The following is a 17517-nucleotide window of genomic DNA, read 5'->3' on the forward strand; positions in this document are numbered from 1 at the left end:
TTCCTTTCACTTTTCTTTACAGCTTTTGTTTATCAATTAAAAAAATCATATTAAATCCGTGTTGAGATCATGTTTCCACTCGTAGGAATGCTGTTACTCTTACTTCAAAAAAAGAATACAACATTTAGTTTTTTAGTGAGGCTTCTCCCATGGAAATGACCAATGCTCAGCGTCTAATTCTATCAAATCAATACTACCTAATGTCTCAAATAGAACCTGAGAACTCTGCTAAATACCAACGTTTACAAACGATTGTAGAGCGTGGCTATGAACTCCAAATGCGTGAGCTTAACAAAGAGTTTGGTTGTTTGACTGAAGTAGAATGTCGCGAAATTATCGACATCATGGAGATGTACCACGCAATGCAAGAGTCGAACAAAATGCTTGAAGAAGATGAGCGTAAAGAGGTTGATCAGCGTCGCCTACAGTTCTTAGGTTTCGACATTGCATCTGAAGTAAAAATCGTACACTACGTACGTTTCCTTGTTGACTCTGAAGGCCTTTACCCTCAATTCGATAAAGCGGATCACCACTTCAATAGTCAAATGCCAATGCTAAACAAATACCGTCGCATGCTAACAACATGGCGCAACTGCCCTCGTCAGTACCACCTATGTGCGACAGAGCTATCTCAAATCTTTAGTGCTTAATGCATAAAAAGATAAGCCTCAGCTTGGCTTAAAAAGTTTCAGGAAAGGGTTGCTCATCACGAGTAACCCTTTTTTACTGCCTATACATAAAGAGAGAAAACGGAAACTATTTAGCAACGTGGATATGAAGTGAACTTTGCCCACAGAAAATGGTAATGAAACATGCAGATAAGATATTAAACATCGAGCCGTTTACCATTAATTTCTCTGATATAGTCCATTAACTAATGAGCGTAAACCAATAACTTGTAAGCATAAGGTCATTCATCTTTATTAATTCTATATCGAGGCTTTTAATACAAATTAAAAATCATCACACTCATTTGAACCGTGTATTTTACTCTAAAGATGTCGCTAGAATACTCACAGAAATTATTAACCAGAGCGATAAAAATGAGAAAATTCATCCTTGTATCACTAGCTATTCTATCGGCTTCATCTTTCGCAGCTAACGACATGTACGTACTTGGGGGCGTTGGCATTAACAAAGATGACGGAGGTCTACAATTCACTGCTGGCTCACAGATTCTTGATACCAATTTTCATCTTGAATCAACAATGAATTACATTGATTCCGATAGTAAAATGGTTTTGCAGGACATACACGGTGACCTAACTAAATACAAAGACAATTTCAAACACTTCAAAATGTCTTTAGCCCCAGTATATAAATATAGCTTCGATCAGTCTTTTGCTATCTACGGTAAGGTTGGTCTTGCGTACTCTAACTTCAATTCTAAATCAACGAGAACCGATAGAGATGGTTCAGTGACTAGCAAGTACTCAGATAGCGAATGGGGGGCAACTTACGGCATCGGTGCTGAGTTTAAATCTATACAACCAATGTTCGGTAACTCGAAATTCATGGCTCGTGTTGGTTTCGATTTCTACGACTACAAATCAGGTGGCCTAAGCCTAATCAATGAGGGGACTCTTGGCCTACAAGCTGGATTCACTTTCTAAGGTATTAAGTAAAAAGTTTTACTGTCGTTGAACAAGTTATCGTAATTAAAATTTTTGGTATCTTAACCTTAACCGCGCTGTACCTCACACAAATAAAAGGGCAACTCATCATGAGTAACCCTTTTGTGTTTTCTTCTTTTTAACTAGAAAACGTAAGCAACACCAACGTTTGCCGCCATATTAATGCCGCTATCTAAGATTGGACTGTTCTCGATATCGCCCTCTAGGTTAGTGTAACGAACACCCCCCGTAAGTTGGATACTTGGCGTTACATGTAGATAACCACCCAGACTAATAAAGTACTGGCCATCCCAACCAGCATCAAATTTGTTTAAATTCGTTTTTGCAGCTTCTGCTGAACTCACACCGTATAAGTGATTATTTAAACGTTCACCATTATAAGCATAACCAATTGAAGGCGTAATCGCCCAACCACTACGGCGAATAGGTAAACGCCATGCTGCCTCTGCATAAAGCCCATTGTGTTGAAAGCCAATGTCTGAACCAGCTGTCGCTTCAAACATTCCAACAAGAGTAATCAACTGATAGCTTATCCCGCCTAGTACTGAAGCTTTGCGCTCATCTAGGTTCTGGATATCAACGTTGCTAGAGTCACTGGGCTTCAAGGTTCTTGGGTCATAAACAGCTCGTAATACAACATTTTGTGGTGAGCCTGCTGGTAATAAACGATAACCAGCACTAAAGCCACGCATAAAAAAGTACTCACCTTCATAACCTATCATTGGAATAACCGCACGATTTGACGGCGTATCTCTATAGACAGCAGGAGAGTAAGAGGCTGCAACCCCTAAGGACCACTGTGATATTTGCGCATGGGCAGCTGTCGTCCCCAATGTTGTAGTAGCGATAGCGATGACTTTGAGCCAATGACTTTTCACATGTTTTCCGAATAATGAGCAAGTTTAACAAGATAGTACATTGTACAACACCGCTATTAACAAAAATAATAACAATAAACAATCGGTTTAATGAGCAATAATTCACAACAAGAATCTAATTTCCACCCAAATCACCAAAAATGACTAGCAAACCTCTAATACAAGAAACTTCAATCCGATTTATCTCCAGTTATTCATTGCTATCTCAAAATTTTTTTCGTGAAAAATTGTAAATAAACACATAATTGTTAAGCAAAATTGTGGAAGCAGGTCTAACCTTAAAATGTAGGGAGAGCCTATTTTTCAATCGCTCGTCAGTTTTGACTGGTTAACAAGGGGAATGTGACTATGAGTATATTTGACCACTATCAATCACGTTATGAAGCAGCCAAGGAAGAAGAGCTGACACTACAAGAGTTCTTGGCGCTGTGTAAAGACGACAAAAGAGCTTACGCCAACGCCGCGGAGCGCTTACTTCTGGCTATTGGCGAACCTGAGGTTATTGACACCGCGCAAGACCCTCAACTAAGTCGTATTTTCTCAAACCGAGTTATATCTCGTTACCGTGAATTCGAAGATTTTTACGGTATGGAAGATGCGATTGAACAGATTGTTTCTTACCTAAAACATGCTGCGCAAGGCCTAGAAGAACGCAAACAGATCCTCTACTTACTGGGTCCTGTGGGCGGCGGTAAATCATCGCTTGCTGAAAAACTAAAAGCTCTGATGCAAAAGCTACCTATTTACGTACTTTCTGCTGACGGTGAACGAAGCCCAGTAAATGACCATCCATTCTGTCTATTTGACGTCAATGAAGATGGTGACTTATTGAAAAACGAGTATGGCATCGAAAAACGCTATCTTCGTTCGATTATGTCTCCATGGGCTGCAAAACGCCTGCATGATTTCGGCGGCGACATTTCTAAATTCAAAGTCATCAAGCTACGCCCTTCTATCCTCGACCAAGTTGCGATCGCGAAGACAGAGCCTGGTGATGAAAACAACCAAGATATCTCTTCTCTAGTTGGTAAAGTAGATATCCGTAAATTAGAGCACTTCTCTCAAGATGACCCAGATGCCTACAGCTACTCTGGTGCGCTATGTAAAGCTAACCAAGGCCTGATGGAATTCGTAGAGATGTTCAAAGCACCGATTAAGGTACTTCACCCTCTACTAACAGCAACTCAAGAAGGTAACTTCAACGGTACTGAAGGGCTTTCTGCGCTGCCATTCGACGGCATGATTCTAGCTCACTCAAACGAATCCGAGTGGCAGACATTCCGCAACAATAAGAACAATGAAGCCTTCCTAGACCGTGTTTACATTGTAAAAGTACCTTACTGTCTGCGCGTTTCTGAAGAAGTTAAGATCTACAAAAAACTGCTTGAGCACAGTGAACTGTCGAACGCACCATGTTCACCAAGCACACTCGACCTGCTATCCCAATTCAGTATCCTATCGAGACTGAAAGAGCCTGAGAACTCGTCTCTGTTCTCGAAAATGCGCGTTTACGATGGTGAAACCCTTAAAGACACCGATCCAAAAGCGAAGAGTTATCAAGAGTACCGCGACTACGCAGGTGTAGATGAAGGTATGTCTGGTCTATCGACTCGTTTCGCCTTTAAGATCTTATCTCGCGTGTTCAACTTCGACCAAGCCGAAGTGGCCGCAAACCCAGTTCACCTGTTCTACGTCATTGAACAACAAATTGAACGTGAACAATTCCCTCAAGAAAATGCCGAAAAGTACCTTGAATTCTTGAAAGGATATCTAGTGCCACGCTACGTAGAGTTTATCGGCAAAGAAATTCAAACCGCATACCTGGAGTCTTACTCTGAGTATGGTCAGAATATCTTCGACCGTTATGTAACCTACGCAGACTTCTGGATTCAAGACCAAGAATACCGCGATCCAGAAACAGGCCAGCTATTTGACCGTGCTTCTCTAAATGGCGAGCTAGAGAAAATTGAAAAAACAGCCGGTATCAGTAACCCTAAAGACTTCCGAAATGAGATTGTGAACTTTGTGCTTCGTGCTAAGGCAAACAATAACGGTCAAAACCCAGTTTGGACCAGCTACGAGAAATTGCGCACTGTGATTGAGAAGAAAATGTTCTCCAACACAGAAGAGCTACTTCCTGTTATCTCGTTCAACGCAAAGACCTCAACAGATGATCAGAAAAAGCACGACGACTTCGTTGCTCGTATGATGGAAAAAGGCTACACCGAGAAACAAGTGCGCCTGCTATCTGAGTGGTATCTAAGAGTTCGTAAATCCTCATAACTAAACGGTATAGAGCTGCTCAAATGGGCAGCTCATACCAAACAATAACTCTTATACCCGTGCAAAAGTAGGATCGTGACATCAGCTGAGAGGGAGTTCTTATGGCACAATTTATCGATCGGAGGCTCAATGGCAAGAACAAGAGTGCTGTAAACAGACAGCGCTTCTTACGACGCCATAAAGAGCAAATCAAAGAATCTGTGGCCGATGCAGTCAACCGACGCTCAATCACCAACACTGAAACTGGTGAGGACGTCACTATTCCTCACAAAGACATAAAAGAACCAAGCTTTCACCAAGGCCAAGGTGGCGTGAGAGAGCGCGTGCATCCTGGTAATGACCAATTTATCACTGGCGACAAAATCGAGCGTCCGAAAGGTGGCGGTCAAGGTGGTGGCTCAGGCCAAGGGGATGCAAGCCCCGATGGCGAAGGTCAAGATGAGTTTACTTTCCAAATATCAAAAGACGAATACCTTGATATTCTTTTTGAAGATCTCGCTCTACCTAATCTAGAAAAAAATCAGGTCAACAAGATCACTGAATGGAAAACCCACCGCTCTGGTTACCAAAGCGCAGGTATTCCATCCAACATCGCGATTGTTCGTTCACTGCAACAGTCACTTGCTCGTCGAACCGCAATGACAGCAGGCCGAAAACGCGATTTGAAAACGCTAATGGACCAGCTCGATCAAGTTCAAATGACCGAGCCTGCTCAACCGTTTGAAGAAGCTCGAATCAAGGAAGAGATTGCCGAGCTACGTAAAAAGATCGATAGCGTGCCGTTCATCGATACCTTCGATTTACGTTACAAAAACTACGAGAAACGCCCTATTCCATCTAGCCAAGCAGTGATGTTCTGCTTGATGGATGTATCTGGCTCAATGGACCAAGCCACTAAAGACATCGCAAAACGTTTCTATGTACTGCTGTATCTATTCCTTAATCGCACCTACGAAAATGTCGATGTGGTGTTTATTCGTCACCATACTCAAGCCAAAGAAGTCGACGAGCATGAGTTTTTCTACTCGCAAGAGACCGGTGGCACCATTGTATCGAGCGCCTTGAAGCTGATGAAAGAAATTGTTGCTGACCGTTACCCGGCTAATGAGTGGAACATCTATGCAGCGCAAGCTTCTGATGGTGATAACTGGGCAGATGACTCACCACGCTGTAAAGAGTTACTGGTCAACACGCTTCTGCCAACTTGCCAATACTACTCGTACATCGAAATCACGCGTCGCTCACACCAAACGCTCTGGCATGAGTATGACAAGTTAGAAGCGAGCTTCGACAACTTCGCCATGAAAAACATCAAAACAGTGGATGATATTTTCCCTGTGTTTAGAGAACTGTTCCAGAAAGAGACAGCGTAAGGGGGCTTACCATGACAGCGAAATCAAACGTTGCAGAGAAAGACAAAGCTGCACAAAAAAACAACGACAAGATGCTGCCTGATGGTCCAGATTGGACGTTCAACCTCTTAGAGCGATACCACGTGGAAATTAAGCGTGTGGCGCAGCATTACCGACTAGACACTTACCCTAACCAAATAGAAGTGATCACTTCTGAACAGATGATGGATGCGTACTCGAGTATCGGTATGCCTATTAATTACAACCACTGGTCATTTGGTAAGAAGTTCATTCAAACAGAACAAAATTACAAGCATGGTCAAATGGGGCTAGCGTATGAAATCGTAATCAACTCGGCCCCTTGTATCGCCTACCTAATGGAAGAGAATACCGTGACGATGCAAGCGCTAGTAATAGCGCACGCCTGTTACGGCCATAACTCTTTCTTTAAAGGGAACTACCTATTCCAAACGTGGACAGATGCAAGTTCAATCATCGACTACTTGTTGTTTGCTAAGAAGTACATCAATGATTGTGAGGAGAAATACGGCGTTTCAGAAGTCGAACAACTGCTCGATTCTTGCCATGCGCTAATGAATTACGGCGTTGACAGATATAAGCGCCCAGAGAAGATCTCCATCGCGGAGGAAACCGCTCGCCAAGAAGAGCGTGAGGCTTACCTGCAATCTCAAGTTAACGAACTGTGGCGCACTGTGCCACAAAACCGCGATAAAGAGGAAGAGCAAAAAGTACGTTTCCCAAGCGAGCCACAAGAGAACATTCTTTACTTTATAGAGAAGAATGCGCCTCTACTGGAACCATGGCAGCGTGAATGTGTACGTATTGTTCGTAAAGTCAGCCAGTACTTCTACCCTCAGAAACAGACTCAGGTAATGAATGAGGGCTGGGCAACCTTCTGGCACTACACCATTCTTAACCATCTCTACGATGAAGGCTTGGTGAGTGATAAGTTCATCTTAGAATTCCTACACAGCCACACTAGCGTGGTCGCACAACCCGCCTACAACAGCCCTTATTTCAGTGGCATAAACCCATACGCGCTTGGCTTTGCGATGTTTAGAGACATCCGTCGTATCTGTGAAGAGCCGACCGATGAAGACAGAGAGTGGTTCCCTGAATTGGCTGGGTCAGATTGGCTAGAATCGGTCCACTTTGCGATGCACAACTTCAAAGATGAAAGCTTTATCAGCCAGTATCTTTCTCCAAAAATCATTCGAGACTTTAAGTTGTTTGCCGTGCTCGATGACGATCGAAAAAACACCATTGAAGTGAGCGCAATTCATGATGACCCGGGCTACCGCCTGATCCGTGAAAAGCTCGCCGCGCAATACAATCTCAGCAACCTTGAACCCAACATTCAGGTGTTCAATGTAGATGTACGCGGCGATCGTTCAATGACACTCCAATATATCCCTCATGACCGCATCCCTCTTGATAAAGGTTACGACGAAGTGATGAAGCACTTATATCGCTTATGGGGCTTTGATGTGATTTTAGAAGAGGTCAAAGACACAGGTCATCGAGAAATTCTGACTACTTGCCCGAAACGCAATGATTACGGAGCAAAAATCTAATACCCATCGCTGTTAATAGGTGATGAGTATAAGACTCCGCTCCCCCTACAACATAGTGGTCACCCGCTCGGAAGTGGAGCAACAAAAAAGCGCATAAGTCGTCTTATGCGCTTTCCTTTTAAGCTTCTTTTAGCTCTTGCCTCTTGAACTCTAACGTCTTAAACGAACACTATTAAACAATCGGCTTTTGACCGCGTTCAATCAGCTTCATCAGCACGCTGTCTGCGGATTTACCTGCCACGCCTGCTAGCTTGTCTGATAGCTTTTTCTTCTGTATATAGTGAATCGCTAGCACTGTCTTGTCTTTGCATGCTTCAACAACCAGGTCATCAGAAGTGCGAATCTCATCCACCAGCCCAAGTTCATGAGCTTGCGTACCAAACCAGTGTTCACCCGTCGCCACTTTATCAAGATCAAGTGCTGGGCGATGGTCGCGAATGAAGTCTTTGAATAGACCATGTGTCTCTTCTAGCTCTTCTTTAAACTTCTCACGTGCTTTATCGCTGTTCTCACCAAACATAGTCAGTGTGCGCTTGTACTCACCTGCTGTTAGCTGTTCGAACTCGATATCGTGCTTCTTAAGCAATTTGTTAAAGTTCGGCAGTTGAGCGATCACACCAATAGAGCCAACGATAGCGAAAGGCGCTGACACAATTTTGTCTGCAATACATGCCATCATGTAACCGCCGCTTGCCGCCACTTTGTCTACCGAGATAGTCAGAGGTAGGCCTGCTGCTTTGATACGATCAAGTTGAGAAGACGCCAAACCGTAGCCGTGAACCATGCCACCACCAGATTCAAGCTTTAGTAATACTTCATCGCCTTCACGAGCAACAGCCAGAACCGCCGTTACCTCTTCACGTAATGAAGCCACTTCTTTCGCATCAATGCTGCCGTTAAAATCAAGAACGAATAGATGTGGTTCACGCTTGCTATCAAGCTCGCCCTCTTTCGCTGCTTTTTTCACTTCTTTACCGCGTGATTTTACTTTCTCTTTTTCCGCTTTCTTTTCTGCTTTATCACGGGCTTTGATGAAAGCATCATCGTGTAGATGGTGCTCTAATTGTTCGATTGTCTGTTTATGGTGTTCAGATAGGTTCGTGATTGCCAGCTCACCTTTAATCGCGCTTGATTTTCCACCCACAGATTTAGCAATAACTAAAATTGCGATGATGGCGATTACAACGGTCGCAATCTTGGCTAAAAACAAGCCGTAGTCCAACAAAAATTCCAATGTCATATCCCCTAATGTATGAATTAGTGTATTGTAACCATCTTGTCACGATTACCAAGAATTTCTCATCATTCCGGCGGTTATCTGTGTGATTAAACATCAATGGAATGGCGAACATAATAAAAGAAAGAAGGATAAGCACAGTGGATTACCCAATCTCTACAGATGCCCTCAAAGATAAAGTAATTTTGGTTACTGGTGCTGGTGCCGGTATTGGACGCCAAGCAGCACTAAGCTTCGCTCAACATGGCGCGACAGTTATTCTGCTAGGCCGCAATGTTAAAAACCTTGAATTTATTTACGATGAAATCGAAAGTGCTGGTTACCCACAGCCTGCGATCATCCCATTAGATCTAAAAGGCGCGACAAAGCAGAACTACATTGATATGGCTGAAACCATTGAGTCACAGTTCGGTCGTTTAGATGGTCTACTACATAATGCTGGCGTTCTCGGTACTCTGAGCCCGTTTGAGCAGATTGATGAAGAGACTTTTGATGATGTTATGCAGATCAATGTGAAGTCTGAATTCTTGATGACTCAAGCACTTCTGCCTGCTCTTAAGAAAGCGGAAGCAGGTCGTATCGTATTTACCTCTTCTACCGTTGGCCACTCTGGCCGTGCATTCTGGGGCACTTACGCGATCTCTAAGTTTGCTACCGAAGGTATGATGCAAATCCTATCGGATGAGCTTGAAGACACCGACATCCGTGTTAATGCGATCAACCCGGGCGGCACTCAAACACGCATGCGTGCAAAAGCGTATCCTGGTGAGGATGCCAACAAGCTGAAAACACCACTAGACATCATCCCACTGTACCTACACTTAATGAACCCAAGTGTGACAGACATTAATGGCCAATGTATCGACGCTCAACCTAAGTAGTTGATATTATAACCAATCGTAAAAAGTCGCTTCAATAGCGGCTTTTTTTAGGTTCATCGATGATAGCTTTGGAAAGGGTAATGACGAACAAGGATTGCAACAACCCAGCGAGATGCAGGATTTACTTGAGGATTTCACCAGTGTTGGGATCTCCTTGAATAAGCCCCCCATCACGTTACTGGAAGTAGGCCAACCGATTAGGTCGAATCACTCATATGAAAGACTTAAAACAACAACGACACAAGTCCATGGTCACCGTCGTTGGTCTTGTAATTGGCAAGCAATCACCCGGAACCGCAGCTGGCGTCATCTTTGTCACACTGGAAGATAATACAGGCAATATTTACGTGATGGTATGTGAAACCACAGCACGCGCTCAACAGCAAGCGTACCTCACAGCTAAGGCGTTAAAGGTGCAAGGCATCCTAGAAAAGAAGATGAAATGGTACATGTGATTGCTGGGAAGCTGATCGACATTACCGATGAAAACGTTGGCTTAAAGAACAAGTCGCGAGACTTTCATTAATAACTCAGTCCGCTGTTTTATATCGCTTAGTAAAAAACGAAAAAGGGAAGAATCTGCCTCCCTTTATTTCAAATTGTTGAGTTATACCTCAACGTCAGCTTCCGTACGTCTTCTCTTAAATTCCCCATATAGTAATAAGCTTAAAGTCATAACAACTTTAGACGTTAACCATATCATTAAGAGGAACGACCTTAGATTGTGCGTGAAAAGTTACGTTAGTCGAAATGCATATTTCGTGACGATTAATACACTGCATCAATAATAGCAAACGTTCCCTATCAGTTTACTCAAAACGAATGACGGTATGATTTACAAAATCTGACGCATACGCTCTTGAGTTACCTCAACCAACAAGTCTGGTTGGAACTTAGAAATGAAGCGGTTACACCCTACTTTTTCCACCATCGCCTCATTAAAACTTCCGCTTAATGAAGTATTTAGCGTAATAAATAGGTCATGCATTCTCGGGTCAGAGCGCACTTCATGAGTCAGTTTGTAGCCATCCATCTCAGGCATTTCAGCATCAGTGATCATCAACAGTATTTCTTGATTGATGTCTTTGCCCTCATCACACCAGCCCTTAAGTAAATTCAGGGCTTCTAAGCCGTCACAACATTCGATAATGTTCAAACCCAATTGCGACAAGGTGCCTTTAATTTGATTACGCGCGGTAGAAGAGTCATCAACGATCAGCACATTACGTCCTATCATCTCTTGAGCTAACTGCTCATCTAAGACACCTTCAGAGATCGATACATCGTAATCGATGATCTCAGCCAACACCTTTTCAACGTCTATGATCTCAACGATCTTGTGCTGATCTTCTTCTTGAATGTGCGTGATAGCGGTTAAGTAATTGCCGCGACCCGTTGTCTTTGGTGGCGGCTGAATCTCTGTCCACATTGTATTGACGATATTGCGAACCTGCCCAACCAAGAAGCCTTGTACAGTTCGGTTGTACTCCGTAATGATCAAGTTACTCTCTTGCGATTCAGCACGCGATGGCGGAAAACCAATGGCGCTGCGCAGATCAATTACAGGCACAGATTCGCCTCGCAAAGAAGCTACACCCGTAATGTGATGATGAGACCCAGGTAAACGAGTAAGTACCGGCACTTTGAGTACTTCTTTAACTTTAAATACGTTAATTGCAAATAATTGACGACTATTTAAGCTGAATAATAAGAGCTCCAGACGGTTTTCACCAACCAGTTTCGTTCTCTGATCAACCGAATTTAAAACGCCAGACATACAACACCTTAGTGACAAATAATAACTGTGGCTACAATAGCCTACTTCAATAGGTTAAAGCAAAGCGCTAATGCACAGAATACTTAAACTAAGTACAACAAATGCTGTTATACAAAGCTTAAGAACATGGAAAGATTCGGAGGAAGGCCAAAAGAAGAGAAAAAAGTTAGCCTTCAATAACTTTCATTAACAACTGACCGTCGTAAAGTGCTTGCTTGATAAGCGCAGCACCAGGCATCGTTGCTTGTTTGTAGAATCGAGATTCCACCAGCTCTAAATCTTGGTGGTAAACTGACAAGCTCTGCTCTTCAATACACTTCTGAATCGCAGGATACAGAACGCTCTTAGCTTGGTTAATTACACCACCGACTAAGATTTTTTCTGGGTTGAACAAGTTAATCACAATGGCAATCGCTGAGCCTAGGTAACGGCCTAACTGCTCAATCACTTCTACCGCCAGTGGATCACCATCAGCCGCAGCAGCACAGATTTGCTCGATCGTAACATTTTCAAAAGCAGTCAGCGTCGATGCCTCACCATTGGCTAAACGCTCTTTCACTTGCTCACGAATCGCCTGTGAACTCGCGACCGTCTCTAAGCAACCTCGGTTACCACAATGACACATCTTGCCTTCCTTATCGATCTGGATATGACCCAATTCACCGATATTGCCGTGACGGCCTTGCAAAACGCGGCCATCAAGAATAATCCCGGCACCTAAGCCGTGGTGAATGGAGATTAAGACAGAGTTATCATTGCCTTGAGAGTTGCCAAACAGCTTCTCCGCCAGTGCCCATGCGCGAGTATCATTGGCAATAAAAACCGGCAAGCCCGTCTCTTTATAAATCTCAGGGCCCAAAGCCAAGTTTTCGACATTGTAATGCGGCATTTGCAATACAATACCCTGCTCTGAATTCACAAGGCCAGGGAGCGTGATCGCAATACTGGTTACCCTGTCGAGCTGCTCAGCATAAGTTTGGAAGAATTCGTCAATTTCGTGAAGAAGACGCGCAAGCACATCATCTTGGTCACGTTCGTGAATGTCGATCTTAGTATCGATAAGTACATCGCCACCCAATTCATGAAGCGCGATAGTAAGATACCCACGTCCAAGACGCATCGACAAGAACTGCCAACCTTCGTTATTAGTTTGCAAGCCCACAGCAGGACGTCCACGAGTTGTGGCTTCTTGAACCGTCGTTTCGTGGATAAGGTGAGCTTCCATGAGTTCACGGGTAATTTTGGTAATACTCGCCGGAGCCAACTCACTTTGTTTGGACAAATCGATACGAGAAATAGGACCTTTAAGGTCAATTAGTTTATATACACGACCAGCATTGACCTGTTTGACATGATCAATATGGCCCGGTTGAGCCATGTACATTTTACGCTCCAGAAATCATCAACGGGATAATTTTTTTACTTTGCGAAGTAATTGTGAAGTCACTTGGTATATCGCCGTGACCAGTATCACGTATATACATGAATCTTTGTGTATCTAGTCAAATAGTTTAAGAAAAGTTAACACCCACATCGATGAATTGAGACTTAATTTTCATAAAAAAACATTGCGTTTGAGTCCTGAATTCAATAATTAAAAGGATATCAATAAATATCCTCCTAGCTCCCAATAAATTATCAATTAATGCATATACTTAATTCAGTCTTTTAAAAAGATTACTGGCATCACTCTAGGAGCATTCATGACAGCTGAATTAAGAAAAACGAAAATCGTCACAACGCTAGGCCCCTCTACCGATAAAGGCAACGTGCTTGAAGAGATCATCAAAGCCGGTGCCAATATTGTTCGTATGAACTTCTCCCACGGCAGCAGCGACGACCATATACAACGTGCAGAAAAAGTCAGAGCAATCGCAAAAAAACTGGGGACACAAATCGCTATTCTCGGCGACCTTCAAGGTCCCAAGATTCGTGTGTCGACATTCAAAGATGACAAAATTCAACTTGCTGTTGGCGATGAATTCACCCTCGACAGCAGCTTCGGTTTAGGCGAAGGCAACCAACAAGCCGTTGGCCTCGACTATAAAGAACTACCGAACGATGTATCAGCCGGTGACATCCTGTTACTTGATGATGGTCGTGTGCAACTCAAAGTCACCAAGGTCGAAGGTTGTCGTGTTCATACCGAAGTCATCATTGGTGGCCCGCTATCCAACAACAAAGGCATCAACAAAAAAGGCGGTGGGCTCTCTGCAGAAGCGCTGACCGACAAAGACAAACGAGACATCGTCACCGCCGCCCAAATCCAAGTCGATTACCTCGCTGTCTCTTTCCCTCGTAACGGCGAAGACATTCACTACGCTCGCCAACTTGCGCGCGAAGCAGGCTTAGAAGCTCACCTAGTAGCCAAAGTAGAGCGAGCAGAGACGGTATCGACCGTTGAGAACATGGATGACATCATAATGGCTTCAGATGTTGTCATGGTAGCTCGTGGTGACCTCGGAGTAGAAATTGGTGACCCTGAGTTGGTCGGTGTACAAAAACAGCTTATACGCCGCGCTAGAGCCCTTAATCGCACTATCATCACTGCAACTCAGATGATGGAGTCAATGATCTCCGCTCCAATGCCTACCCGTGCTGAAGTAATGGATGTTGCCAACGCAGTACTTGATGGCACTGATGCAGTAATGTTGTCTGGTGAAACCGCTGCCGGACAATACCCAGTAGAGACAGTAAAATCGATGGCTGAAGTGTGTGTTGGTGCTGAAAAAATGGCGAACGTCAATCAGTCCAACTACCGAATTGACCGCACTTTCGTGACAGCGGAAGAAACAGTATCAATGGCAACCATCTACTCTGCTAACCACATGGAAGGTATTAAAGGCGTAGTCACGCTGACTGAGTCTGGGCGCACTGCTTTGATGATGTCTCGTTTGAGTGCTGATATGCCTATCTTCGCCCTGTCTCGTAATGAAGGAACACTAAACCGTTGTACCTTGTATCGAGGCGTAACCCCTATCTATTTTGAGACAGAAGCCAAAGACAGCTTTGACATTGCGCGATCAACACTTGATTGCCTTAAAGAGAAAGGACACCTCAAGTTTGGTGATCTCGTAATCATTACTCAAGGCGATATCATGGACGTGGCTGGCTCAACCAACTGTATGAGAATCCTACCTGTCACCTAGCTAAAAGCAGATAAAGCCAATAAACGACGATAAGATGAGATAAAAGTAAAAGGGTTATCGGACTAAGTTCAATAACCCTTTTTTCATTTCAATGATGTTATCTCACAAGACTAACTATAGCTTTGCAGCCGCATTATTTATCAATAACAATACTTGTCAGTTGCGGCATGTGGGAACTGCGAGCGTTCTCTGTTGTGGTATAAGTTTCAACGAATCGATAGCCGGCCTCTAAACCCAATTCGTAATCATGGAGCAAATCTTCTTTGTCACTCATTAAAGAGCTAGATTTTAACGGTTTACTTGGCGCGATCTGCACCACAAAGGCATCATCCGGAGGAGAATTCAAAAAGTCTTGAGTCAACGAGTAGGTTTGGTAGTGCACCATCAACATGTCGGCCAACCCAGAATCAAACTTATCACCAATTAAATGGCTTAAACGGTAAATATCATCAGCGCCAAACAACCATCGACCACCATTTAGTAAATCTAAATGCCCACGGTCACGCTTCTGTTCTTTAGAGCGTAGGATCTGCTGCTGGAAGAAAGAAGTCCAGTCCATTTTCCATTGCTCCACTTTTTGTTGCCAATGGCCTTGAACACTATCGAACGACTCTCGGAACCACTCCAGCTCCTCGGCAGTTACCGGTTTCGGTGCTCGGGTTTTCTGTTGCTGCTGCGGCGCTTGAACTGGCGGTCTCCCCTCTTCAACCGTTACTGGTTCGGTACGAATTACGACAATAGAACGAGCTTGCCTACGCCACGCTTCTTGAACGGGAATAGAGGCAGACACACCGCCATCCACATAAGCGTTATCACCAATCAAGATCTCATCATTGTACAAGCGAGGGATCGCACAAGTCGCAATCATCACCTTGTACCAATCGTCTCCCAACAGAGGAAAGTAGTGATCTCGTAAATCTTTAGAATCCGTTACCGCCGCGTAGAAGTGGCGTTCACCTAAGGTTTGCCGCCCTAAATCAAGATCGATCTTATAAGGGTAAGCCATGATTTGCTCTAAGGCCCACTCAAGCCCTAAATTCTTCCTATGCCGTATGTAAGAGAACAGATTAAAGAACTCTGGAGACGTGGTCAGGTCAAGGACAAAAGAACGCCCTAAGCCTTTATCACGGCACAAATAGGCACATAAGTTAAGCGCACCTGCCGATGTACCAAAGAATTCATCGAAAGGGTCAAAATTAGAAAGGAGAAAAGCGTCAAGAACGCCTGAGGTAAAAATACTTCTCTGCCCGCCGCCTTGAGCGACCAGTGCTGTTTTACCAGCAATAAACTTAGCGTAATAATCTAATTCTATTGCTGTATCAATATTGGTTACAATCCCACTATTCATTATTCCCTGAGTATAAAAACTCAGCCTCGTAATAAATGGTACTAACTGCCAATAGCAATAAAGCCAAATGAAAGAATGATGAAGTAAACAAACGCTGTAATTTGTAGGGCATTTTTCAGATTATGTTCCATAGACACCTCTGGCTTATTATTAATTTGTCGAGTCTCTATTTAAGTACTATCAGGTGTGTGAAGTATCTTCAAGAATCGTCGAGATTAGTCGCACGATATTGATGTAACCATCACAATTAGTGGGTGTATGGATCAGGATATACTCATGAATAACAAAGTAAATATGACGATGTTGGTTGCGCTTCTCTCGGCTTCGAGTGTTTATGCCTCACCGGAGATCATTATTACTCCGATGGTTGGCTATACCGGTGGTGGTAGTGTCGAAGATCAAGATGGCAAAACCTATGACATGAAAGGATCTGAAAACTACACTTTTGCGATTGAGACACCACTTGAGAAGGGGCGTGTTGGTTTCTTTTACTCAAACCAAAGCTCTGAATTAGAAACGCTAAACCTGAGCTCCTCGACCCAATATCTGCACTTTCAAAGTAGCATTTACTACCCGGCTTCCTCGGTATTGTCTGGATACCTAGGCTTAGGCCTTGGCGCCTCTTATGTCGATGTAGATTGGGCGAAAGATAAATACAGCTTCTCTACATCAATCTTTGGCGGCTTAGAATATAAATTGAGCGATCGCTTAGTGCTTAATACCCAAGTTCGTTGGTTAGGATCGGTAGTTGATAACGACACTACTGGTGTATGTAACATCCCAAGCAATGGGCAAGACTGCATTATTCGTTTTGATACCGACTGGATGAATCAATTCCAAACTAATGTAGGGTTAAGTTTTACTTTCTAGATAGTAATAAATTCAAAAAATGAAAAGGCCAGCGATGGCTGGCTTTTTGCTGTAGCTCGTTTGAAGTTCAACCTTAGAATTTGTAGGTAACACCCAGAGCACCACCTAGTTGTAGTTCAACGCCTTTGTACATGTCGAGTTCTGGGTGAAGTTGTGCGTACGCATTCCAACCTTCATAGAAGTTCACTTTGACACCTAACGGTAAACGCAGACCAAAGTCGTCATTCCACTCTGCCCATGCACCCGCACCAACATACCAGCTCAATGGCGCTTCTGTCTCAAACTGACCACGCTTCCAAATATAATCAAATGCAGCACCGTCATTGCCAACAGTGACACGGTATTTCTGGTCAAACTCAACAACGGCACTCAGATCTTGGTCAACGGATAAACCAACTTCTAACGCAGGAGCTTCAGAAGCATGAGCAAACGAGGTGAGGCTACCGCACATAAGGCCAATCAAGTAACGATGTTTCATAGTATTCTCAAACTGTTTCAGAAAGCGGTAGGTTA

At 43.6% G+C, this 17517-nt stretch carries 16 protein-coding genes; 9 read left to right on the plus strand and 7 right to left on the minus strand.

Translation table 11 applies throughout. The annotated features are described in order from the left end of the window. The first annotated feature begins 149 nt into the window (after positions 1-149). Together ACTRWI_RS07250 and ACTRWI_RS07255 are read left to right on the plus strand one after the other, a co-directional pair. Entirely contained in the window at positions 150-650 is a 501-nt protein-coding gene (locus ACTRWI_RS07250; RefSeq protein WP_499130142.1) for a YfbU family protein, read from the plus strand. A 393-nt stretch (positions 651-1043) separates the two neighbouring features. Next, the gene (locus ACTRWI_RS07255; RefSeq protein ID WP_499130143.1) at positions 1044-1613 is read left to right on the plus strand and encodes an outer membrane beta-barrel protein; all 570 of its coding nucleotides are present in this window, start codon (positions 1044-1046) and stop codon (positions 1611-1613) included. Positions 1614-1756: 143 nt separating this feature from the next. Here the strand turns inward: ACTRWI_RS07255 and ACTRWI_RS07260 are convergent, their stop codons facing one another. Further along, positions 1757-2512 carry a MipA/OmpV family protein gene (locus ACTRWI_RS07260; RefSeq protein WP_499130145.1) on the minus strand — a complete coding sequence of 252 codons (756 nt, stop codon included), beginning with the start codon at positions 2510-2512 and terminating at the stop codon, positions 1757-1759. 348 nt (positions 2513-2860) lie between these two features. Here ACTRWI_RS07260 and ACTRWI_RS07265 point away from each other — a divergent pair, with 348 nt between their 5' ends. The 3 genes from ACTRWI_RS07265 to ACTRWI_RS07275 all read left to right on the plus strand — a co-directional run bounded on the left by ACTRWI_RS07265 (position 2861) and on the right by ACTRWI_RS07275 (position 7742). Beyond that, positions 2861-4795 (plus strand): PrkA family serine protein kinase, encoded by a 1935-nt coding sequence (locus tag ACTRWI_RS07265; RefSeq protein ID WP_499130147.1) that lies wholly within the window; start codon positions 2861-2863, stop codon positions 4793-4795. A gap of 101 nt (positions 4796-4896) precedes the next feature. Beyond that, positions 4897-6168 (plus strand): YeaH/YhbH family protein, encoded by a 1272-nt coding sequence (locus ACTRWI_RS07270; protein ID WP_499130149.1) that lies wholly within the window; start codon positions 4897-4899, stop codon positions 6166-6168. 11 nt (positions 6169-6179) lie between these two features. Continuing rightward, positions 6180-7742: a SpoVR family protein gene (locus ACTRWI_RS07275; protein ID WP_499130151.1), complete on the plus strand. Its 1563-nt coding sequence runs from the start codon at positions 6180-6182 to the stop codon at positions 7740-7742. A 172-nt stretch (positions 7743-7914) separates the two neighbouring features. Here ACTRWI_RS07275 and sohB read toward each other — a convergent pair whose 3' ends face one another. Continuing rightward, the gene (sohB, locus tag ACTRWI_RS07280; RefSeq protein ID WP_499130220.1) at positions 7915-8976 is read right to left on the minus strand and encodes a protease SohB; all 1062 of its coding nucleotides are present in this window, start codon (positions 8974-8976) and stop codon (positions 7915-7917) included. 107 nt (positions 8977-9083) lie between these two features. Between sohB and ACTRWI_RS07285 the strand changes: the two genes are divergently transcribed. Further along, entirely contained in the window at positions 9084-9860 is a 777-nt protein-coding gene (locus ACTRWI_RS07285; protein WP_499130153.1) for a YciK family oxidoreductase, read from the plus strand. Positions 9861-10075: 215 nt separating this feature from the next. Next, positions 10076-10315, plus strand: a complete 240-nt coding sequence (locus ACTRWI_RS07290) for an OB-fold nucleic acid binding domain-containing protein (RefSeq protein ID WP_499130155.1) — start codon at positions 10076-10078, stop codon at positions 10313-10315. 380 nt (positions 10316-10695) lie between these two features. Here ACTRWI_RS07290 and ACTRWI_RS07295 read toward each other — a convergent pair whose 3' ends face one another. After that, complete coding sequence (locus tag ACTRWI_RS07295; protein ID WP_499130157.1) at positions 10696-11637, minus strand: chemotaxis protein CheV; 942 nt, start codon at positions 11635-11637, stop codon at positions 10696-10698. A gap of 166 nt (positions 11638-11803) precedes the next feature. Further along, complete coding sequence (gene mlc, locus ACTRWI_RS07300) at positions 11804-13021, minus strand: sugar metabolism global transcriptional regulator Mlc (protein WP_499130159.1); 1218 nt, start codon at positions 13019-13021, stop codon at positions 11804-11806. 319 nt (positions 13022-13340) lie between these two features. Here mlc and pyk point away from each other — a divergent pair, with 319 nt between their 5' ends. Then, positions 13341-14786 carry a pyruvate kinase gene (gene pyk / locus ACTRWI_RS07305; protein WP_499130161.1) on the plus strand — a complete coding sequence of 482 codons (1446 nt, stop codon included), beginning with the start codon at positions 13341-13343 and terminating at the stop codon, positions 14784-14786. Positions 14787-14919: 133 nt separating this feature from the next. On the opposite strand, the gene ACTRWI_RS07310 is transcribed toward pyk, so the two are convergent. Continuing rightward, positions 14920-16134, minus strand: coding sequence for a patatin-like phospholipase family protein (locus tag ACTRWI_RS07310; RefSeq protein ID WP_499130163.1), 1215 nt, complete (start codon positions 16132-16134; stop codon positions 14920-14922). A gap of 41 nt (positions 16135-16175) precedes the next feature. Then, on the minus strand, positions 16176-16265 hold the full coding sequence (gene cydH, locus ACTRWI_RS07315) for a cytochrome bd-I oxidase subunit CydH (protein ID WP_499130165.1): 90 nt from the start codon (positions 16263-16265) through the stop codon (positions 16176-16178). 145 nt (positions 16266-16410) lie between these two features. Between cydH and ACTRWI_RS07320 the strand changes: the two genes are divergently transcribed. After that, positions 16411-17004 (plus strand): hypothetical protein, encoded by a 594-nt coding sequence (locus ACTRWI_RS07320; protein WP_499130167.1) that lies wholly within the window; start codon positions 16411-16413, stop codon positions 17002-17004. Between the two features lie 73 nt (positions 17005-17077). On the opposite strand, the gene ACTRWI_RS07325 is transcribed toward ACTRWI_RS07320, so the two are convergent. Beyond that, on the minus strand, positions 17078-17482 hold the full coding sequence (locus ACTRWI_RS07325) for a hypothetical protein (protein WP_499130169.1): 405 nt from the start codon (positions 17480-17482) through the stop codon (positions 17078-17080). Positions 17483-17517 lie beyond the last annotated feature (35 nt).

Source organism: Pseudoalteromonas sp. G5_S1_14_S5 (genome assembly GCF_054968605.1).